The sequence below is a fragment of the Hydrogenispora ethanolica genome, from assembly GCF_004340685.1.
Classification (GTDB): domain Bacteria; phylum Bacillota; class UBA4882; order UBA8346; family UBA8346; genus Hydrogenispora; species Hydrogenispora ethanolica.
The window spans coordinates 1-21,857 of record NZ_SLUN01000049.1 but is presented as its reverse complement, the minus strand read 5'-3'; the positions used below and the strand labels follow the sequence as shown (position 1 = coordinate 21,857).

General features: G+C 48.7%; 18 protein-coding genes. 16 read left to right on the top strand and 2 right to left on the bottom strand.

The window, feature by feature from the left end:
• Positions 1-321 precede the first annotated feature (321 nt).
• The 3 genes from EDC14_RS24280 (at position 322) to EDC14_RS24270 (ending at position 2,513) form a co-directional block, all read left to right on the top strand.
• Entirely contained in the window at positions 322-978 is a 657-nt protein-coding gene (locus EDC14_RS24280) for a hypothetical protein (protein WP_132017340.1), read from the top strand.
• A 383-nt stretch (positions 979-1,361) separates the two neighbouring features.
• Positions 1,362-2,219, top strand: coding sequence for a shikimate dehydrogenase (locus tag EDC14_RS24275; protein ID WP_132017338.1), 858 nt, complete (start codon positions 1,362-1,364; stop codon positions 2,217-2,219).
• Between the two features lie 30 nt (positions 2,220-2,249).
• Entirely contained in the window at positions 2,250-2,513 is a 264-nt protein-coding gene (locus EDC14_RS24270) for a late competence development ComFB family protein (RefSeq protein ID WP_132017336.1), read from the top strand.
• Here EDC14_RS24270 and EDC14_RS24265 read toward each other — a convergent pair.
• Positions 2,510-2,695, bottom strand: coding sequence for a hypothetical protein (locus EDC14_RS24265; RefSeq protein WP_132017334.1), 186 nt, complete (start codon positions 2,693-2,695; stop codon positions 2,510-2,512). The genes EDC14_RS24270 and EDC14_RS24265 overlap by 4 nt on opposite strands.
• Before the next feature lie 345 nt (positions 2,696-3,040).
• On the opposite strand from EDC14_RS24265, the gene EDC14_RS24260 reads away from it, so the two are divergent.
• Positions 3,041-4,708: a ribonuclease J gene (locus tag EDC14_RS24260; protein ID WP_243663107.1), complete on the top strand. Its 1,668-nt coding sequence runs from the start codon at positions 3,041-3,043 to the stop codon at positions 4,706-4,708.
• Between the two features lie 3 nt (positions 4,709-4,711).
• Here EDC14_RS24260 and EDC14_RS24255 read toward each other — a convergent pair whose 3' ends face one another.
• Positions 4,712-4,933 carry a hypothetical protein gene (locus EDC14_RS24255; RefSeq protein ID WP_132017332.1) on the bottom strand — a complete coding sequence of 74 codons (222 nt, stop codon included), beginning with the start codon at positions 4,931-4,933 and terminating at the stop codon, positions 4,712-4,714.
• A gap of 178 nt (positions 4,934-5,111) precedes the next feature.
• Between EDC14_RS24255 and dprA the strand changes: the two genes are divergently transcribed.
• From dprA to fusA, 12 genes are all read left to right on the top strand, one after another.
• A complete protein-coding gene (dprA, locus tag EDC14_RS24250; protein WP_132017330.1) occupies positions 5,112-6,197 on the top strand; it encodes a DNA-processing protein DprA in 1,086 nt (361 codons plus the stop codon).
• A 142-nt stretch (positions 6,198-6,339) separates the two neighbouring features.
• A complete protein-coding gene (locus EDC14_RS24245; RefSeq protein WP_165908288.1) occupies positions 6,340-6,807 on the top strand; it encodes a DUF494 family protein in 468 nt (155 codons plus the stop codon).
• A gap of 122 nt (positions 6,808-6,929) precedes the next feature.
• Positions 6,930-9,035: a type I DNA topoisomerase gene (gene topA, locus EDC14_RS24240; protein WP_207930786.1), complete on the top strand. Its 2,106-nt coding sequence runs from the start codon at positions 6,930-6,932 to the stop codon at positions 9,033-9,035.
• The gene (trmFO, locus tag EDC14_RS24235) at positions 9,032-10,342 is read left to right on the top strand and encodes a methylenetetrahydrofolate--tRNA-(uracil(54)-C(5))-methyltransferase (FADH(2)-oxidizing) TrmFO (protein WP_132017323.1); all 1,311 of its coding nucleotides are present in this window, start codon (positions 9,032-9,034) and stop codon (positions 10,340-10,342) included. Before topA ends, trmFO begins: the two co-directional genes overlap by 4 nt.
• A 66-nt stretch (positions 10,343-10,408) precedes the next feature.
• Positions 10,409-11,305, top strand: coding sequence for a tyrosine recombinase XerC (gene xerC, locus EDC14_RS24230; protein WP_132017321.1), 897 nt, complete (start codon positions 10,409-10,411; stop codon positions 11,303-11,305).
• A 540-nt stretch (positions 11,306-11,845) separates the two neighbouring features.
• Positions 11,846-12,685: a porin gene (locus tag EDC14_RS24225; protein ID WP_165908287.1), complete on the top strand. Its 840-nt coding sequence runs from the start codon at positions 11,846-11,848 to the stop codon at positions 12,683-12,685.
• Between the two features lie 392 nt (positions 12,686-13,077).
• Entirely contained in the window at positions 13,078-14,991 is a 1,914-nt protein-coding gene (locus tag EDC14_RS24220) for a YgiQ family radical SAM protein (RefSeq protein ID WP_132017317.1), read from the top strand.
• 508 nt (positions 14,992-15,499) lie between these two features.
• Positions 15,500-16,021 carry a CDP-alcohol phosphatidyltransferase family protein gene (locus EDC14_RS24215; RefSeq protein ID WP_132017315.1) on the top strand — a complete coding sequence of 174 codons (522 nt, stop codon included), beginning with the start codon at positions 15,500-15,502 and terminating at the stop codon, positions 16,019-16,021.
• Between the two features lie 284 nt (positions 16,022-16,305).
• Complete coding sequence (locus EDC14_RS24210; RefSeq protein ID WP_132017313.1) at positions 16,306-16,992, top strand: PrsW family intramembrane metalloprotease; 687 nt, start codon at positions 16,306-16,308, stop codon at positions 16,990-16,992.
• Between the two features lie 200 nt (positions 16,993-17,192).
• Positions 17,193-17,948, top strand: coding sequence for a YebC/PmpR family DNA-binding transcriptional regulator (locus EDC14_RS24205; RefSeq protein WP_132017311.1), 756 nt, complete (start codon positions 17,193-17,195; stop codon positions 17,946-17,948).
• Between the two features lie 296 nt (positions 17,949-18,244).
• Positions 18,245-18,766: a BofC C-terminal domain-containing protein gene (locus EDC14_RS24200; protein ID WP_132017309.1), complete on the top strand. Its 522-nt coding sequence runs from the start codon at positions 18,245-18,247 to the stop codon at positions 18,764-18,766.
• A gap of 391 nt (positions 18,767-19,157) precedes the next feature.
• Positions 19,158-21,242, top strand: coding sequence for an elongation factor G (fusA, locus tag EDC14_RS24195; RefSeq protein ID WP_132017307.1), 2,085 nt, complete (start codon positions 19,158-19,160; stop codon positions 21,240-21,242).
• The last annotated feature ends 615 nt before the right edge of the window (positions 21,243-21,857 follow it).

Sequence of the window (21,857 nt, the reverse complement as noted above, 5' to 3'; positions counted from 1 at the left end):
TGGGGGAGCGGCAGCATGATAGTTCATTGTATCACCTCCAGATATTGGCGAATTATCTATCCGCCAGGAATTGCGACACATGCGAAAAATAGAATCAGACAAGACATCTATAGATTATGGGATTTAGGAACTAGTAGGAATGGGACTATGGTACAAAATGAAACGGTAAAAGAAAACTGGTTTGGTTCGGATTGCCTGGTTTAACAGATGATCACGGCAGGGACCGGAGCATTCCTTGTAGAAAGCTAGGGTAAGGCGACGCGTACCGTCGATTGTAGTGACGAAGACAGTCGCTTAATACAAAATAAGGAGTGTTTACGGTTGTTCAAAAAAACGATCCTGGCAACTATCGCTGCTCTCATCCTACTCACATCTTCAGCTGTGGCTGCTCTTGCCAACCCTTACACTTTTGGCGCGGAAAACGGCAGAACACTGCCTCCTGCCGGGTTGGGAATCGATCTCTCCGCCCGTTTTAACCAGCCCGATCAGGAAGACAAGGCTTTCAATGCAGAAGTGAGTTACGGAATCGCTCCATCTATCACCTTAGCGGGTGAGCTGCGGAATGTCAACCAATCGGACCGCCAGACATTGGTAAAAGCTTACTTTAACCCGCGGCACAATAAGACCATGGGTTATACCGCTTATCTCGGTTATGACCTGGGTGAGCAAAACATTCCGATGTACGGTTTATCCGTCTGGACCAACTTCAATTTCTTATATGGTTATCTCAACGTTGAAACGGGAAAAGCCACGGATGATGAGATGATGATTACCCCTGGCGCCAGCCTGCAATTGGGCTCCAAATTGCGCCTCGGTGGTGAGGTGACCATGAAGGCGGATGATTGGTCCAGCGAGAACCTGCGCCTGGGCGCCAGTTATGCGTTGACCCGGAAAATCCATGCGAAAGTAATGGTCGACGACAATTTGGCTGATGATTCCTCTCGGATATACACCACCGCCTTGACGGTACAAATATAAAACCAGCTTCAATTGATCCATTTTGGATAAAATTTCAACCACCGTGCGACGGTGGTTTTTTCTATCCGGGATGGGTCCGCCGAACATCCTTTTCGGTGAGTACCGTAATCTCCCTGAAAAGTATCGGGGTTCCGAAAGAAGGAATTTACCAAAAATCTCCGAATTCTTTCTTTGGTAGGGATGAATGTTTTAATAGGAACCCGAACAAATGTGAAGGAGTTCGTGTTGCTTCAAGCTATATAAGATGAGTACTTTCATATCCTGTAAGCCGGTTATGAATGACAAATTTTTTCATCTTATGAATAAAGGAAATATGTCGCAACCTATCCGGGCGTTTAAGAAATTTGTTGCGGCATCGATAGTTTACGCAACATGGAAGGATTATGAATCAACAGCGAATCACGGGAAGTACGGCCGTCTATGGCGTTTTTGGAGATCCGGTGGCCCATAGTCTGTCACCGGTTATGCAGAATGCGGCATTTGCCGAATTGAACGTAAACGGTGTGTATTTGCCCTTTCACGTAACGCTTTCTCAGCTGCCCGCTGCAGTCCAAGGGATTAGAGCCCTCGGCATTCAGGGAATTAATTTGACAATTCCCCTTAAACAGGCGGTTATCCCGGAGTTGGATGAGATTGTGGGTGATTCTTTACAGAGCGGTTCCGTGAATACCATTATGAACCGGAACGGCCGCTTAATCGGCACCAGCACCGACGGGAGCGGCTTTATCCAGTCGTTGCGGGAAGACGGCCAATTTGATCCGACCGGAAAGAACATCTTGATGCTGGGGGCGGGAGGCTCGGCGGCGGCACTGCTTTATCGGCTTGTCGCTTCCAATGTCCGTTCGATAACCGTTGTCAATCGTGATCCAAAACGTGTGGCCGATTTGCGGGATCAAGTTCGCGACCGGACCGGGTTTGAAGTAATCCTCGCCAGATTGGACCAATTGGAAGCATTGGATTGGAGCCGGTTTCAGCTCTTGATCAACACGACATCCGTGGGATTGCATGAAGATGCTTCCTTGGTCCAGTCAAAATTATTTCACGAGCGGCTGCTTGTTTATGATCTGGTATACCGCAAAGGGGATACCCGGCTCATCAACGAAGCTCGCCAGGCGGGTTGTCCGACGCTGACAGGCCTATCGTTGTTACTCTATCAAGGGGCGCAAAGTTTTTCATTGTGGCTTGACCGGGAGGCGCCCATCGCCAAAATGCGTCAGGTCTTGGAGACTTATCAAGCGTAATCAAAAGAGAAAAAGGGGTGGGGAGGAGTCATGAGTTTAAAAAACTATATGGAGGATGTCGTTGTGGAAATTTTTGAGGAGTTTCATCGACAACATCCGGAATTTTGCGCTTGTGATCGTTGCCGGGTCGATACTGTGGCCATCGCCCTTTCCAACTTGCGCGGCAGATATGCGGTCAGCCCCGAAGGAGAAGTCTTTGCAAAACTTTCCCGCGAAGATCGTCAAGTTCGTGCCGATGCGTTGCGGATGATCATTGAAGCTGCCAAACAAGTTTCTCAACAGCCTCATCATTAATACCCGGCCTCGTTTTTATAAATATCGCAAGAACCGTTGTGAAAATTGACGCAGGTGTCGCAACCTGCGTCTTCCGTTTGACCATACTCAAAACTGGAAGCGAGGTTTTTGGAAAGAATCGGTTCATATCCGCCGCACTCCTGGGCAATAATATCGTATTTTTCACTGGAACGGTGGTCCATGTTTTCACCTCACTTGACTGAATGCGAGTTTATTTTATCGCCCGAAGGTGCAAAATATTCCCGAAGTCGATCCTTCCCCGGAATTTAACTAAGTAGGGGGGTGCCGGGGTCAAGGAGTCATTATTTTTGAAAATTTGAGATATGGACGAGACAAAATTATGACCTGATATTTACTTGTATACGAAGAATAAATCCGCTATAATTAATTTTAATAAAAATGTGCGGCATTTTGGAACGGCAAAGTTTAGGTTCTTTTGAAGGGGTACCGGGTAACCCTGCGGAGAAAACCCGAAAACATATTGAGACCAACCGATCTGTACAGCACAAGTGGAGGTGTTTTTTTTATTGGGTCTTTTTAACAAGCAAGACCGTGTTTTGTTGATCCCGCTCGGAGGTTTGGGCGAGATTGGCAAGAACATGATGGCGGTTGAGTGCAACCGTGAGATCTTAGTCATTGATGCCGGTTTGGCATTTCCGGATGAGGATATGTTGGGAATTGATCTAGTCATACCGGATATATCGTATTTGGTCGACAATCGGGAGCGGGTGAAAGGAATCCTCTTGACGCACGGTCATGAGGATCATATTGGGGCGCTGCCTTACGTTCTCAAACAGTTGAACGTTCCGATTTACGGGACCAAACTCACTCTGGGGCTGGCAAAAGGAAAGTTCGAAGAACACAATATGGTCCGCGACGTCCGTACCGTATGTGTTAAGGCGGGTGATGAGGTAAAAATCGGTAATTTCTCAGTGGAGTTTATCCACGTGAATCATAGCATTGCCGATGTAACCGCTCTCGCCATTCACACTTCGGTTGGGGTGATTTTGCATACTGCCGATTTTAAATTTGACCATACTCCGGTCGACGGGAAAGTCACCGACTTTCGAAAATTGGCCGAATTGGGGGATAAAGGAGTATTAGTGCTCCTATCCGACAGCACCAATGTGGAACGCGAAGGCTATACCCCTTCCGAACGGGAACTGAATAAGACTTTCAACGAACTTTTTGTCCAAGCCCCGGGAAGAATTTTGGTCGCCACTTTTGCTTCGAACATCCACCGGGTGCAGCAGATTATGGACACCGCTTTTCACCATGAGCGCAAGGTGGCCTTGGTGGGACGAAGCATGATCAACGTGGCTTCTATTGCCATGGATTTGGGCTATTTAAAGGTACCGGAAGGATTGTTGGTGGACATCGATGAGATCGATCGCTACCCGGCGAACCGAGTTGCCATCATCACCACCGGAACCCAAGGGGAGCCGATGTCGGCGCTCACCCGGATGGCAACCTCGGATCACCGTAAAATCAATATCGTTCCCGGAGATACCGTGTTAATTTCGGCTTCGACCATCCCAGGCAATGAGAAATTAGTTGCCCGGACCATCAATCATCTGTTCAAACAGGGAGCCACGGTTATCTATGAATCGGATTCCGGAATTCATGTTTCGGGTCACGCCAGTCAAGAAGAACAAAAATTAATGCTGAATTTGGTGCGTCCCAGATATTTCGTGCCGGTGCACGGAGAATACCGCCATTTGGTACAGCATGCCCACCTGGCAGTGGAACTCGGAATTGACAGTGAGAATGTAGTGATCGCCGAGAATGGCGATATGATCGAAGTGACCCGTGAAAAAATCCGGATTGCCAGCAAAGTAGCTTCCGGAAAGGTATTTGTAGATGGGCTGGGCGTCGGGGATGTCGGGAATATCGTATTGCGGGATCGCAAACAACTTTCGCAGGACGGAATTCTAATTGTGGTCGTGACCATCGATAAGGAGAGCAGCAGAATTGTTGCCGGACCCGATATCGTCTCGCGCGGTTTTGTCTACGTCCGTGAATCCGAAGAGTTGATCGAGGAAGCAAAAGAGAAAGTAAAGCAAGCTATCGAAAATTGTTCGCAAAACGCGGATTGGGCAACAATGAAAAACCAAATTCGGGAAATTCTTGGTAAACACCTCTATGGCCGAATGAAACGTCGTCCGATGATTCTGCCAATCATCATGGAAGTTTAACTTTTAGTGTTCATCGAAAGGATTTTCCAGATTATTCAGGATGAGCCTCAGCTCATCCTCCCATTTTAATTGATGATAGGTGAGTATTTCCTTCCGGACCAGGGAAGGAGTGTGGCAATTGGAACAAACAATCCCGAAAACGTCATTTTTATGGTTCACAATATAATGAAGAGTATCCACCCCGCAGCGCGGACAGAGATAAATGTGATCGCGGTCTTGTTCCATAACCAACAGCTCCTTCAATGCTCCGTTTCCGGCAGTGTCTAGCTGATGATAGTATTTGAGAAACCAACCGAATCATGCTGGCAACTAAAGTTAAGGCTCTTCCAAAATTCATAAACCTCGCCCACCAGAAGCAGGAATGGTATAATTTGCCACGAATAATTCTTATGGGGGTGGCAATGTGAATACGGAAGAGCTGAAATATTGGTTGCGCTGGAACCGGATGCCCGGGATTGGCTCCATTCGATTCTTTAAATTGCTTGAAGAATTCGGAAATATGAAAGATGCCTGGCACTCTCCGCCGGAACGGTTATTACCAATCATTGGAGAGAAAACCGTAGCCGCGCTCCAGAGACTGCGGTCCTGGGATCCAGAGCGTGAATTAAGGCTCGTACAGCAATTCGGGTTTCGCGTTATCTGCTATCCGGAGGACAATTATCCGGCTCCTCTTAAAAAAATTGCCGATCCGCCTCCGGTGCTTTACACTAAAGGATATTTCGCTCATGGCGACGATATGGCCGTTGCTATCGTCGGAACGAGGAATCCAACGCCACAGGGAGAGTACATCGCCGGTGAACTGGCGATGAATCTCAGCCATCAAGGCCTCACAATTGTCAGCGGCATGGCGCGCGGCATTGATTCCGAAGCTCATCGCGGCGCTTTGGCGGCACAAGGCCGGACTATCGCCGTGTTAGGATGCGGATTGAATATCGTGTATCCGAGTGAAAATGGGGAACTGATGGAACAAATTGCTGCTCACGGCGCGGTGATTAGCGAATATCCGTTGGGAACACCGCCATTGGCATCGAACTTTCCAGCCCGAAACCGGATCATCAGCGGCTTGAGCTTGGGAGTGGTTGTGGTTGAAGCCACCCAAGACAGCGGCTCCTTGATTACGGCGGGTTTTGCCTTGGAACAGGGACGTGAAGTATTTGCCGTTCCCGGCAACATTGGAAATGATGGAAGTAAAGGTCCACATAAATTGCTTCGCCAAGGCGCTAAATTGGTCGAAGATTATCGGGATATTCTCGCGGAATTATCCATACCCCAACTGGAAACCGCCGAAGTAGCCGCCGCGGAAGCCGACGTTTTGAATCCCAGCGAGCAAAAGATTATGGCCACGATGAGCCGGGAACCTTTACATATCGATCAGATTTTACGCCGAGCAGGCCTGGCCCCAGCAGAGCTGAATGCCGTGTTGATACAGCTGGAACTGAAAGGGTTGGTCAAACGTTTTCCCGGACAACTATACCTGCGAATAAAATAAACGGTTACATATCCCGGAAATTTATTATATACTATGATTAATTTAGGACTTCCGTCCGAGACTGCTGTTAAACTTCCTTCAAACTAAAGCAAATCCGTTTTTTGCCGAAAGATTAATAAAGCCCAGACAGGGGATGAAATCAATGGAAAGGGTCATCGAGATTGCCAATTATGTAATGAAGCAAGTGTTGGATCAAGGCGATAATATGCTTTCGGAGAGAAATTTAATCGCCGCATTGGTAGAACTGGGTTATGAAGCCAACGAGATCGAGGCTGCTTTTAAATTACTCTACTCCATACCATCTACCCTGAAGTCGGACGATGACGTCATTGAACGGGTGAGTGTCAATGGCTATCGGGTTTTCTCCCCCGCCGAAATTCGTAAAATTTCTGTACCTTGCCGAGGCGAACTGATTCGGTTGGCGGATAGTTCCTTGATTTCTCCGGATGAGATGGAAAAGATTTTAGCCGAGGCGCTACTGTTGGATTCTTTTGAGGTTGGAATGAAAGAACTGGAATTGATACTGCATAAAGTGATCGAGGATGAGGAACGATTATTAATGATCCTTTTCCATCCGAACGACAGTGCAGCCTGCATTTGTTTGAATTGACGTCTCCCATCGGGTTAGTGATAACCCTTTTTTTATGGATTTGGAATATTCTGTCGCCATTTTATCCGGATACCCTAGCGTATGAGGAAAATGGCGCATTGTAACTGTACGGAGGTATTTTTGTGAAATCATTGGTTATCGTGGAATCCCCGGCCAAGGCCAAAACGATCGAAAAGTATTTGGGCAAAAAATATATGGTAAAGGCATCCATGGGACATATTGTCGATCTCCCGAAGAGCCAATTCGGCGTCGACATCAATAATGGTTTTAAGCCGAAATATATTAATATTCGAGGCAAAGGAAAGATTATTCAGGAATTGAAGGAGTCAGCCAAAAAAGCCGACTCGATCTTTTTGGCGACTGACCCTGACCGCGAAGGAGAGGCGATCTCCTGGCATTTGGCCAATATTCTCGATTTAAAAGAGGAACGCTGCAAACGGGTTGAATTTCACGAGATTACCAAAAAGGCTGTAGAGAATTCATTAAAGCATCCGCGTCCCATCGATTTGGATAAGGTCAATGCTCAACAAGCGCGACGTATTTTAGACCGGATCGTCGGTTACGAATTGAGTCCGTTACTTTGGCGAAAGATTCGAAGAGGATTGAGCGCGGGTCGCGTACAATCGGTCGCGGTTCGGCTCATTTGTGAAAGAGAACAAGAGATCCGGGAGTTTATAAAAGAGGAATTTTGGAGCATAACCGGGGATTTTAATAATGTTAAAGGGGAAGGGTTTTCAGCCAAGTTAACCTCCAAGGGCAAGAAAAAACTGGTTATCGCCAACGAAGAGCAAGCGAAGAAGATTACCGAGGATTTAAAGAATTACCAATATTTGATCACCGAGGTCAAACGAAAAGAGAAACTGCGTTTTCCGGCTCCTCCTTTTACAACCAGCAGTCTGCAACAGGAAGCCGCTCGTAAGTTGGGTTTTGGAGCTAAAAAAACAATGATGCTCGCCCAACAGTTATATGAGGGAATTGAATTGGGCGAGGCCGGCAGCGATGGCTTAATCACGTATATGAGGACGGATTCGGTTCGAGTGGCTGAAGAAGCTCAAGTCGAAGCGAGAGAAGTCATCCAGGAACGGTATGGTCCCGATCGATTACCGGAAAAACCGCCTGTCTATAAAACCAAAGCCGCCAGCGCGCAAGAGGCGCATGAGGCGATTCGGCCGACCCGGATTGGACGGGTGCCGGAATCAGTAAAACCCTTTCTTTCCAAAGATCAGTTTCGCTTATACCAGCTGATTTGGTCACGCTTTACTGCCAGCCAGATGCTCCCGGCCATCATGGATACAGTCGGGGTTGCGATCAAGGGCGGGGAATATATCTTTCGCGCCAACGGCAGCGTGCTTAAATTCCCGGGTTTCCTCGAAGTATATCAGGAAGGCCGGGATGATGACGCGCCAGAAGAGGAAGGCATCCTGCCGGAGATGAATGAAGCAGAACAGGTTCAGCTTCAAGCTCTGGCTCCGAAGCAACATTTTACCCAACCACCACCCCGCTATACGGAGGCTACTCTGATCAAGACGTTGGAAGAGAAGGGAATCGGACGCCCCAGCACTTTTGCTCCAACCATTGACACGATTATGAAACGAAATTATGTCCAATTAGAAGAGAAACGCTTCAAACCAACTGAATTGGGCCAGGTCGTAGTGGATTTGTTGAAACAAAAGTTTGGCCAGATCGTCGACTACGAGTTTACTGCGGAGATGGAAGAGAAACTCGATCAGATCGCGGAAGGCAATCTGGAATGGGTAAATGTTTTATCCGATTTTTATGGAACCTTCAGTCAAGAGGTGGCTCAAGCCAAGGAGACTGTGGAGCGGTTAGAGGTCCCTGTCGAAGAGAGCGATGAGAAGTGCGAAAAATGCGGCCGGACCATGGTTTATAAATATGGACGTTTTGGAAAATTCCTGGCCTGCCCCGGCTATCCGGAATGCAAGAACGCCAAACCCTTGCGGAAAGTATTGGGATTGAAATGTCCAAAATGCGGCCAGGGGGAAGTGGTGGAACGGAAATCCAAGAAAGGCCGCCTGTTTTACGGATGCAACCAGTATCCGCAATGTGACTTTGTCACTTGGGAAAGGCCCTATAAAGAACCCTGCCCCAAATGTGGCTCCATTTGTACGGTGAAAGGCGGACGGAACCAGCCTAAACAGATCCTCTGCCTCAATCAGAACTGCGGGTATCAAGCGGAATTGACGGAGCAGGGCGGGTCGGAGGAATGAGGCCGGTTGTTATTATCGGGGCTGGTTTAGCAGGTTCTGAAGCAGCCTGGCAATTGGTCAAGCGGAATGTTCCAGTCCGTTTGTATGAGATGCGTCCGGGAAAGATGACTCCGGCCCATCATAGCGGCGATTTTGCTGAGCTGGTTTGCAGCAATTCGCTGCGCGGCGCGTCACTCGAAAATGCCGTCGGCTTACTGAAAGAAGAAATGCGCCGGTTTGATTCGATCATTATGCGCGCCGCCGATGCCACCAGTGTCCCGGCTGGAGGCGCCCTGGCGGTCAACCGTCATGAGTTCTCGCAAAAAGTGGCGGAACTTTTGTTGGAAAGTCCCTTGCTCGAGGTGGTTCGGGAAGAGTTGACTGCGATTCCCGAAGGTCCGGTCATCGTGGCCACCGGGCCATTGACCTCCCCCGGTTTGGCGGAGGCGATTCAACAGTTTACCGGGCAACAGTATTTTTATTTTTACGATGCCGCCGCCCCGATCGTCACAGCGGAATCGCTGAACCGGGAGATCGTATTTGAGGCTTCCCGTTATGATAAGGGAGACGGGGCGTATTTGAATTGTCCCTTTTCCCGGGAGGAGTATGAGCGGTTTTGGGAAGATCTGACGAAGGCGGAGGTATCTGAGGCTCATTTACCTAATGAGCGGGCGATCTTCTTTGAAGGTTGCATGCCGGTGGAGGTTTTGGCAAGCCGGGGTCGGGATACGTTACGTTTTGGAACGATGAAACCGGTTGGGATCACCGACCCGCGCACTGGCAGGAGACCTTACGCGCTGGTTCAGTTACGTCCCGAAAATCGTGATGGCAGTCTTTATAATTTGGTTGGATTTCAGACTCATTTAAAATGGGGAGAGCAACAACGGGTCTTTCGGATGATTCCTGGATTGGAAAACGCCGAGTTTGCCCGATTCGGAGTCATGCATCGCAATACCTACATCAACGCGCCGGTCGTGTTGCTTCCCACGTATCAAGCACAACGACGTTCCGATTTATTCTTTGCCGGCCAGATCACCGGGGTTGAAGGTTATGTCGAGTCAGCCAGTTCCGGGTTGCTGGCCGGTCTCAATTGTGCCCGGATTGCTCTCGGCCAAACCCCGCTCGAATTTCCCGCCACAACGGCTATCGGCTCATTGGTCCAATATATATGCCATGCCGATTCCCGCTATTTCCAACCCATGAATGTCAATTTTGGGTTAATGGAGCCTCTCGGCGAAAGGGTAAAAGGGAAAAAAGAACGGCATTTAATGTACTCCGAAAGAGCATTGCGGATCCTTGAAACCTATAAAACAGACTTCAATTTATAATCGAATAGACCTTCAATCTTGAAAACATTCGAAAATAAAACATCCATTAATAAATAGGGTGGTATTTTGGAAAGGTTCATTGATGAATATCTGACTCAGCTTCGAGTCGGTAAAAACTATTCGCCAAAGACCATCGAGAGTTATGGCCTGGATCTGCGCCAGTTTTTTGAGTTTCTCCAAGAAAAAAAGATTCAGGATTTGGAGAAGGTAGACCATCTGTTGGTGCGGGAGTTTCTTTCCCAATTGAAACAGGCGGATTACGCCAAGACCTCAACCGCACGTAAAATAGCTTGCATCCGTTCGTTTTTCAAGTATCTCTGCCGCCAGGGTTATTTAGACCGAAACCCGGTCCTGGGCGTGGCTACTCCGAAGCGGGAAAAAAAGTTGCCGCAATTTCTGTATCAACAAGAAATGCTCGATCTGTTGGAATTGGTTGACTGCTCAGAAAAACTGGGTATTCGAGACCGGGCGTTGCTTGAGCTCTTTTATTCCAGCGGCCTACGTTTGCAGGAGGTTGTTGGGCTGACGCTGGGAGATCTGGATTTTCCCCGAGGTTACATCCGGGTCTTCGGTAAAGGTTCGAAGGAACGGCTGGTGCCGTTGGGTGGCGCTGCACAAAGAGCATTGCAACATTATTTGCAGGAGTCACGGCCCTACTTGGCAAGCGAAGTGAACGGGAAACCGTCGTCGAACGTCTTTCTCAATTATCGCGGTACCCGGTTGAGCGGCCGAAGCATTCAGCGAATCTTCGCAAAGTACCTCCAGCAGCTCGCACTCAATCGGAAATTAAGTCCGCACGCCATCCGGCATACTTTTGCCACGCATTTATTGGAGAATGGTGCCGATCTTCGGGTAGTCCAGGAGCTTTTAGGACATGTCGATATTTCGACCACTCAAATCTATACGCACCTGACCCGGGAAAAAATTCGGGCGGTTTATTTGAATAGCCATCCCCGAGCATAGAATCGTTTCTATTCAGTTATTCCAATGACATGGCGCCTTCGGGCGTTTTTTTGTGATGGGACCGGCTAGAAGCCAGGTGATAAAGTCCTCCAATTCGGAAATCACTCTTTCAATGGATTAAAAATCGACTTTATCACTTGCTTCTCTGAGCTTTTGTGTTCACCCCTAGCCTTCGGATAGGGTTAATCACAACGCTTCTAGAGGGAACCAAATGAAAAAATGTTCAGCTTGAAGCTTTTAACCTTTATCGTTTCAATTATCCCAGAGTATTGTAAACTCGTGGCAACGATTCTATAAAATGCAACATAATTATGTGAAAACCGGGAAGAATTTAGCCTATTCACAAATGGGCCACCGGGTAGTAAGATGACATCAGAACCTTGAAAAACGCATAACCCGATAAACAAACCCACTGTTTGTCGGAAGAAGGAGTGATGTGGGAGTAGCTTTTGAACCTTGCTTCCAGGAATCCCAGTTATCAATGAATCCAGTTTCCGTCTCAGCAAAAATCAAAATTATAATTCTTTAGGAGGCAATCAATTGAAAAAGTTAGTCACATCAATCGTAACACTCTCTTTAGTACTTTCTACCGCTGTAGCTGTTTCCGCTGCTCCTAATGTTAATGGTAATGTTGTTTACGGTATCGACAAAGATAACGCCGGTATCGAGGCAGTCATCAATTTCGACGGCCAACTCGGTCAGAATCTTGACTACCACACTCAGCTTAAAAAGGGTATGGACAAAATCGGTAATGAACTCACCGATCCGACCTATGGCATCAATTTAGAGGAAGCCAGCTTCACCTATAAGAACCAATTGGCCGACGTTACCGTTGGTAAATTCGCTTTCAATCCGTCCGTCATGACCATCATGGACAACAGCACCGAAGAGATGAACGCCCCGTTAGCAGTTAAAATAGCTCCGAAACTCGGCAAAAACATCAACTTGGCCCTGGGTTTCCAACCCCGTCAAAACGGTATCGACAGTGAATTCAAAGATAACGCTTATCAAGTTGAAGCCGATTACAACTTCGGCGTTGCCAGCATTGGCGTGAACTATCAGAAGCTTGATTCGGACCAAGACGGCGCTTTGGTATGGCAAGCTACCGCTCAACCGCTTAAGAACCTGAACATCTACGGCGAAATCGGCAAAGACAATAACGACCAGGATGTCGCCAAAGTGGGCGCCCTGTTCACCATGAACAAGTTCTATGCCCGTGGCGAATATGACACCGAGGCCACTGACTCTCAGTCCAAATGGGCTACCCGGATCGGTTACAACTTCACCAACAACCTGTCCACCGAAGTGAGAAGCTGGGCTGAATCGGAAGACGAGGGTGTCGAACAATACAATCAAGTACGGGTTAACTACACTTTCTAAGAAGTATACGATCAGTGAGGCAGCCAAAGCATGGCTGCCTCTTTTCACGTTCACAATCCTTTTTGGATTGTTTTTGTTGAGAGAATATTATAAAATGGTTGCTATATGAGTTGAATTCAATTTCTAAGTGAGCATCATGTCCCTAAAGCCTAAAAGCCCATGATGAAAGATGAAGGGATTTCGTTTAACTTATTACCGCTGGAATAGGATAAAATAAATTCCGCTTTGATTTATTTGCATTTCGGTTTTCGGAATGTCAATCTTGCGAAGAAATTTATTTCATCCTCATAGACTTGGCGGCTTTTTCGTAGTTGGAGGAAGTTTTCGGGAATAATACGTTTATCGAATTTTACATATTGGATGATTAACGGGAAAAGGAATCAGTATTCATTATGGCTACCAATAAAGGTTTGTTTTTGCCGATATCCAAAGCCGACATGGCAGAACGCGGCTGGGAGCAATTGGATTTTTTGTTGGTTAGCGGAGACGCCTATGTGGACCACCCCAGTTTTGGGCATGCCATCATCAGCCGGCTTTTAGAAAGTCAGGGCTATAAAATCGGCATTATTCCGCAACCGGATTGGCACGACGTTAAGGATTTTAAAGTTTTGGGAAGACCGCGGCTGGGGGTGTTTATCGCCTCGGGCGTCATCGACTCGATGGTCAATCATTATACTGCCAGCAAGAAACCACGCCGGGATGACGCTTATTCTCCGGGCGGAAACGCCGGCCACCGCCCGGATCGGGCAGTAATTGTTTATGCGAACCGGGTCCGGGAAGCATTTAAAAACGTCCCGGTGATCCTGGGAGGAATCGAAGCCAGCCTGCGGCGGTTTGCCCATTATGACTACTGGGATAATACGGTTCGTCGTTCGGTGTTGGTTGATTCCAAAGCCGATTTGTTGATCTACGGGATGGGAGAGAAGCCGGTCCTGGAGTTAGCCGCCAGGTTGGCTGCGGGAGAATCGATCCGAAACATTCGCGATCTGCGGGGTACGGTCTATCTTGCCAGCGACGCTGAGTTGGGGGAGTATTTCAAAACGGAAGAACGGGGCCAAACTTGGATCCTCACTCCGTCTTACGAAGCGGTGAAAGATGAGCGGCATCAATATGCCGCTGCGTTCAAGCTACAATACGACGAACAAGATCCGATTCGGGGCCGGACTTTGGTTCAACCGCACGGGGAACGGTATGTGGTGCAAAACCCGCCCGCATTGCCGCTCAATGTGGCTGAGATGGACCGGGTTTACGCATTGCCGTTTCAAAGGGCTTATCATCCGGTCTATCAGTCACAGGGGGGCGTGCCGGCCATCCGGGAGGTCGAATTTAGCATCACGAGCCATCGAGGCTGCTACGGAGCTTGTTCTTTTTGCGCGCTGCATTTCCATCAAGGGCGGATCATTCAAAAACGGAGCCAATCATCAATTCTGAATGAGGCGAAAAAACTAACCTGGCTCGATAATTTCAAAGGATATATTCACGATGTCGGCGGACCGACCGCCAATTTTCGCAACCCGGCTTGCCAGATCCAGTTGAAGTCGGGTGCCTGCAAAGAGAAACAGTGCCTGGAGAATGGAGGATGCCGGAATTTGATCGTCGATCATTCCGAATATCTGGAACTGCTCCGGAAATTGCGGGCGATCCCCGAAATCAAAAAGGTCTTTATCCGCTCCGGAATCCGCTATGATTATTTAATGTTGGACAAGAACGATGATTTCTTCAAGGAACTTTGCGAACATCATATCAGCGGTCAATTGAAGGTGGCTCCGGAGCATGTTGCCGAGCGGGTGTTGCGGCGGATGGGGAAACCGGAACGTTTGGTTTACGACCGGTTTGTGAAGAAGTTTTATGAGATCAACCGTGAATTGGGTAAAGAACAGTACCTCGTTCCATATCTTGTTTCCAGCCATCCCGGCAGCGATCTGGAGGCAGCCATCGAGCTGGCCGAGTATCTTCGGGATATTCATTATACGCCCGAACAGGTCCAAGATTTTTATCCGACGCCGGGCAGCCTTTCCACTTGTATGTTCTACACGGGACTCGATCCGCGGACCATGGAGAATGTCTACGTACCGCGCTCTCCCAAGGAGAAAGCGATGCAGCGGGCTCTGTTGCAATACCGCAATCCGGCCAATTACGACCTAGTGTACGAAGCTTTGCATACCGCCGGGCGAAATGATCTAATCGGTTTCGGTCCCCATTGTTTGATAGCGCCGCGACGTCGCCGGGCCGATCACTTGGCTCGGCCTTCCAGACCAGGGAAGCCTTCCCGTCGTCCCAAAGGCTCGCCCAACCGAACCGGTTGAAGAATGGCAAGTCCCTTAGAATTGAAAACGGGATTTTGTTAACGAGGCGCAGGATGATTAGGGGGTATGAGCAGCGGATGAAAAATTCGTTGCTCTTTTCATCATTTGAAAAAAACGAGCTTTCGAGAGAAATTCCATCGGATGGGAATTTCTCTCGAAATGAATCCAATCCGGCAGGGAAATTCGGATCATTACCAGAATTATAAGTAAATTAAAGAGCTCAATTCGATAACCATGACCTCCACCCATGGTGGGCATCCTGATGGCAGCTCTCGGTTTCATGGGTTAACAACTGGTTACGATGATGGGGAATTTCTTAAACTTGAAAGCTTTAAAAGCCATGTGATAAAGTCTCCAATTCGGAAATCATCCTTTCAGTGGACTCAAAAACGACTTTATCACTTGCTTTTCTGAGCTTTTGTGTTCACCCTGGCCTTCGGACAGGGTTTATCACAACGCTTTTAAATGAAGTGGAAAGCTCAAGATATAATGAAAAAGGGATGGTTCCATGACGCTTGCCAATTGGATCACTTCAGTCCGTTTTATCCTTGCGCCCTTAGTGTTTTGGCAGTTAACCGCCGGGACTTCCTCGGGACTGGTTTGGGCTGTCATTCTGGTGGGGCTGGCGGGTCTCACCGATCTGGCCGACGGTTACGTCGCCCGCAAACGGAACGAGATCAGCGACTTGGGAAAGATGCTGGACCCGCTGGCCGACAAGTTATTAATCGTTTTAATCTTATTGGCCTTCGCCATCCGTTGGTCGTTGCCCGGTTGGATGGTGGGAATTTATTTCGCCAAGGAATTGCTTCAGGTTTTCGCCGGGGCCATGTTGTTTCGGAATAGCCGGCGGTTGATACCGGCGAATCGCTGGGGAAAAAGCGCAACTTTCGGTTTTTTCCTCGGCTTTGGAATTTATTGGGCCAGTCCCAAGCTGGGAACGCTTTGTATCGGCGCGGCAATCGCCGTTTCGATATTTGCTTTTTACACTTATTACCGGGCCTACCGTCAATCGGTGCAGGGAAAGCCGTAATTTGGCGGGTCTTTTTTGCCACGGCTGCTTTTCGCTGGAATGGAAGTCCTTCCAAATATGTTGTCGCAGCTATCGAGGGAAAAGAATTGCCTTCGGCTGTCGGCGTGAGGTATGAAAAGCCGAGGGCAGTTTATAATAACCTCATCAAGCTTTGATGGAATTGCATGATTTACCTTGTCAAAAACAGATGGTGGCTTCATATTTTTTGCGGGCACCGGGTTGCCATCCCCGCATCCAAAGGTGATTTGACAGGAATGCAATTCTTTTAGCTCAGGAGGTTAAAAATGACAAACGTGGCAATCCTGATCGTCGCCTCGATCGGCCCCGGGCTTTTATGGTTATGGTACTTTTATAAGCAGGATCGGTTTGAACCGGAACCTTTGCGGATGATCCTGAAAGTTTTTTTTATGGGAATTTTATTGGTAGTCCCTGCGGGGGTGCTGGAGCAGATCTGGCGTCCCCAGATCGTCAACGCGATTCAAAACGCCAATTGGCTCAACTTTCTAATGCTGGCTTTTTTAGTGGTGGCGCTCATCGAAGAGGGTCTCAAAAGCAGCTTTCTGATCTGGATGATGAGCAAGAATCATGAACTGGATGAACCGGTGGATGGAATTATTTATGGAATTACGCTTGGATTGGGATTCGCCTCACTGGAAAACTTCCTTTGGGCCAGTGTTTACGGGTACGGCGTCGCGGCGATGCGGGCGGTTGTAACCACGCTGGCTCATGCCACTTTCACCGGTTGGATGGGCAATTATGTGGCGCGGTACAAACTATCGGCCATCAGTGATCAGGGGTTACTCTGGAAGGGATTTCTCCTCGCCTGTATGATTCACGGCTCTTACGATTTTCTCCTGTTTCTACGAAGTTCGTTTGCCTCATTGTTAGCCTTCGGCCTCATCGTGACCCTGCTTTTCCGGCTTTACCGCACCATGCAACGGTTGAGCGCGGAGTCTCCTTTTCGTCAGTAGTCCTTCCCTTTTGCTATTAAGCTTGATTTCACGCACTTCTTTTTGGTATACTTTTAAAGAAAATAGAAGGATTTCATAACTCACCCATTTCGCTTCGACTCCGAAGCAACAGTGACGGGATATTGGTCGAGTTTGGTGCTTAAGGAGCGTTATTGCGGCAGTATGGAGTTCTCGGGGTGATTCCAAAAGGAGTGTTTTTTATGTCCGGCCATTCCAAATGGGCAACGATTAAACGTAAAAAAGAAGTGACCGACCAGAAACGGGCGAGTGCCTTTACAAAGGTAACCCGGGAGATCATCGTGGCGGCCAAAGCGGGCGGCGGGGATCCCAACAATAACTTCCGGTTGCGTTTGGCCGTACTCAAGGCCAAAGAAGCCAATATGCCCAATGATAATATTCAGCGGGCGATCAAACGCGGCGTGGGCGAATCGGATGCCGCTCAATTCGAAGAAGTCTATTATGAGGGTTACGGCCCCGGCGGAGTGGCTCTGCTGGTGCAATGCCTGACTGACAATCGGAACCGTACTGCCGGGGATATGCGGTATATCTTTTCCCGAAACAACGGCAACCTGGGTGAAGCAGGATGCGTGGCCTGGATTTTTGCGCAGAAAGGTCTCATCATAGTGGACGCCGAGGAATATGGCAAGAGCGAAGAGGAACTCTTCGAAGCAGCCATTGAGGCGGGAGCGGAAGATTTGAAAAATCAGGACGATACGTTTGAGATTTACACCGAAACCAGCCAGTTGGAGACGGTCCGCCAGTCTTTGGAGAATCAACAGATTCCGCTAAAGTCCGCCGAACTGACGATGGTACCGAGCAATACGGTGGAACTTGACGCCGAACAGGCGCAACAATTGCTGAAATTGGTAGATGCTTTGGAAGACAATGATGACGTTCAAAATGTGTATGGCAATTTTGAGATACCCGACGCCATCATGGACGAGTTAAACAAGTAAATGCCAAACGGAGCCGATCCACGTGGATGGATTCCAGCCCAATACGATTTAATTCAGTAACCGAATATCTCATTCGGTTACTGAATCTCCCGTCTGGTCGTCAAAACACTCTCTTTCCGCGAACAGCCTACATTCAATTGCTTATTACCCACCTTTGCTTATCAAAATGACTTCATTAATAATGTCCCGTTCTTACAAAAAATTATTTTGATTCCGGTTATAAATTTTCCAACACTGGTTAAGCTAGCCTTCAAAAGAAGGTGATTTCCTTGAAATTGCCGGCATTTTACCGGGTCATGCTCCGAATCGGCGTTGCTGTTCTGGTCGTTGCAGCCACTTTTGCCTGGGCGGTTCACAATCCCCGTAAAATCGATCAATTGCGGGGGATGTTGGCTCCGGCAGTCAAGGAGCGGCCAGCTCAACGGTTCTTGGAAATTAGATCGGAATATACGTTATGCGGACATTGGAAATTGGATAAAGTTGCTTTTCCCAGTGAAGACTCGCTCCAAGCAGCGGTGGAGAAGCATCCCGAATATCAGTTTCAAAAACAGTCTGGCAATCGTTATTCTTATTCGGTTTCAGTATCCGGTTATTGCGATTCTTGCCGGGACAACCGTTTTTTGGGAATGGACCGTCAAGATGTGGCGGTATTCCGGGGTACGCCAAGCAGACCCGGACCGGTTGTTGAGCGAGTGACCCTCCGAGTGCACTTTTTACCCCAGTCGGAACTGGATGACTTGATAAAAGGAATTCCTTTTCGGGATTCCAGGGAGAAATTGCAGCTCATTGAAGGGTTAAACGGGTTGATTATAGAGTAAATAAACAAATTGCAAAGCCCGTCCTTATAAAAGACGGGCTGACTTCTTTCCGATAGCCTACTTTTCATGCCGAATCCTGTGCATGCACACTCTAACAGCAAGACTGCCGTTATTTACCGGTAGGACTATTAACCGGCGATACGCCAGGTTAGTCCTCCATGCCCCTGACGGAGGGTTGCCCCTCAGAGCATGTTCGGTTTCATTTGGTGCCATCGGAAAGCTCAGTCATTATTATGCGAGTTTGGGTCGTTTTTATTCCCGAAGGGTCCTAAAAAATTTCTGTCACGGCAGGAAATAGATTCAAGAAAATCGAATAGTTATCAAGTAGTAACTAAATTTTAATACTCTGTTCATAACCCGGTTTTGACCAGATCACAGAGGAGGGACATTTTTGAAAAAATACCAGACTGGACAGATTCGAAACATGGTATTGATGGGACACGGCGGTTGCGGCAAGACGATGCTGGCCGAAGCGATGCTGTTCTCCGTCAAGGCAATTGACCGTTTTGGGAAAGTGGATGACGGGACTTCCACCATGGATTACGACTCCGAAGAGATTAAACGGAAGATTAGCCTCAGCACTTCGATAGCCCCGTTGGAATATAGGGATCACAAGATCAATCTGTTGGATACCCCGGGATTCTTTGACTTTGTTGGAGAAGTGAAAGGGGCGATCCGGGCCGCGGATGCTGCTTGTATCGTAGCCTGTGCAGTCTCCGGAGTAGAGGTCGGTACCGAAAAGGCCTGGCAATATGCTGAAGAAGAAAAGTTGGCACGGTTGATTGTCATTAATAAAATGGACCGTGAAAACGCGAACTTTAACGAGACTTACCAGGCCCTACGCGACCGCTTCGGTAAGCAGATCATTCCGCTCCAGATCCCGATCGGAGCCGCCGAAAAATTCAAAGGCGTGGTCGATATCATCAAAAACAGGGCCTTCGTTATGGAAGGCGGCAAAGTAGTGGAACAGCCGGTTCCGGAGGATCTGAGCGATGCCGTGGAAGAGTACCGGATGCTCTTGACCGAGTCCGCCGCGGAATCCGATGACGATTTGCTCGCCAAATATTTGGATGGCGCTGAACTCTCCCAGGAGGAGATTGTGTCAGGTACCCGCAAAGGCGTGATAAGCGGCAGAATTGTGCCGGTGCTGGCCACTTCCTCACTTAAGCAATCCGGTGTCGCCAATTTGCTGGACGTTATCGCCCAGTTCTTGCCGTCGCCGGTTGACCGGGGCGAGAGCACCGGAATCAATCCCAATACCAAGGCGGACGAAAAAAGGCGGCCAGTCGAGACCGAACCGTTCTCGGCCCTCGTCTTTAAGACCATGGCCGACCCGTTTGTGGGGAAATTGACGCTTTTTAGAGTGCTTTCCGGAACCTTCAAATCTGATTCCCAGGTCTTCAACTCCAGCAAAGGGGTGGCCGAACGGATTGGGCAACTCTTCATCGTGAAGGGCAAGAGCCAGGAGCCGGCCTCCGAGTTGAGCGCCGGCGATATCGGAGCGGTCGCTAAATTGCAGGAAACCTTCACCGGACATACGCTTTGCGATAAAGACAAACCGATTCTCTATCCGGCGATTGAATTCCCCAAACCCAAGCTGTCCCTGGCTGTCGAGCCAAAGGCGAAGGGAGACGAGGATAAGATCGGCACCGGTCTGGCCCGGCTGATGGAAGAAGATCCGACTTTCGAGGTCCGCAAAGATGCCGTGACTCACGAGATCGTCGCCTCCGGCATGGGCGATCTCCATATTGAAGTGATCACCAGCAAGCTGCATAAGAAGTTCGGAGTGGACGTTACCTTGAAAACACCGAAGATCTCTTACAAGGAGACCATCAAGGGGAACGTCAAAGTTGAAGGGAAGCATAAAAAGCAGAGCGGTGGGCGTGGACAATTCGGCCATGTCTGGATCGAGATGAGTCCGTTGCCCTCCGGCGCCGGTTTTGAATTTGTCGATAAAATTTTTGGCGGGGCGGTGCCGCGCAATTACATTCCCGCGGTTGAAAAAGGTTTGATTGAAACCATGGAACGCGGCGTTCTCGCCGGGTATCCCGTGGTCGATGTGCGGGTCGCTTTGGTGGATGGTTCCTACCATCCGGTCGATTCTTCGGAAATGGCGTTCAAGATTGCCGCCCGCTTGGCTTTTAAGAAAGGTTTCATGGAAGCGAAACCGATTCTGCTGGAACCCATCTTTAGCGTGGTGGTCCACACTCCGGAGGAGTTCATGGGCGACGTCATCGGCGATTTAAACAAGAAACGCGGCCGGATTCTGGGCATGGAACCGGACGGCCGGGAGCAAGTGGTTAAGGCATTGGCGCCGCAGGCCGAATTGATGAAATACGCCATCGATCTCCGTTCCATGACTCAAGGCCGGGCGGATTTCACGGTTGCCTTCGACCATTTCGAAGAGGTTCCGGCCCAATTGGCGGAGGGAATTATTGCCGAGGCCAAGAAGCATATGACCGAAGACGAAGAATAATTTGGAATTAGGGCAGGGTTTCACCCGCCCTTTGCCGCGAATGCATGAGTAAAGGCTGTCCCGTAAAGTATTTTGGGGCAGCCTTTTTTCGAGGTTCGGTCCGGCTTTTCCGAGCTTTCAGGAAATCTGCTTTGGTCCTCTTTCTCCAAGTCTTGATCCTGCTTTCATCTATCTTTCTCTCGAGGCCAGGAGAAAGTAGAGGGAGGGTTTGAACTGTTGATAACGATAATTCCCAGTGAAACTGTCTGGTTTGAGCCGGAATCTGCGGCCGATTGTCAGGAATGGGAGCCGGGGATGTTTCCTTAAGATTTGGGGAAGCTTCTTCAAGGCTTGTCGATGCTTCCCGAAGCCTTCGTCCTCTTTCCCGGAGGTTTGGGGAAGCATCCCGAGGAATTGGTCCTTTATCCCGGAACCTCCGGGATGGTTCTCGAAGGCTCCGGGATGCTAGGATGACGTTTCGGGAAGAAAGGATCCGAAGATCCTATGAAAGGATCATGGGATCCCTTACAAGGATGAAGATCATCCCTGATATGGAAGTGCCACGTCAAGCAAAATTTTTAAAAACCTAAAAAAGTTCGAACCAAACCAAGAGAACCTTGATAAAGATCCTCAAAC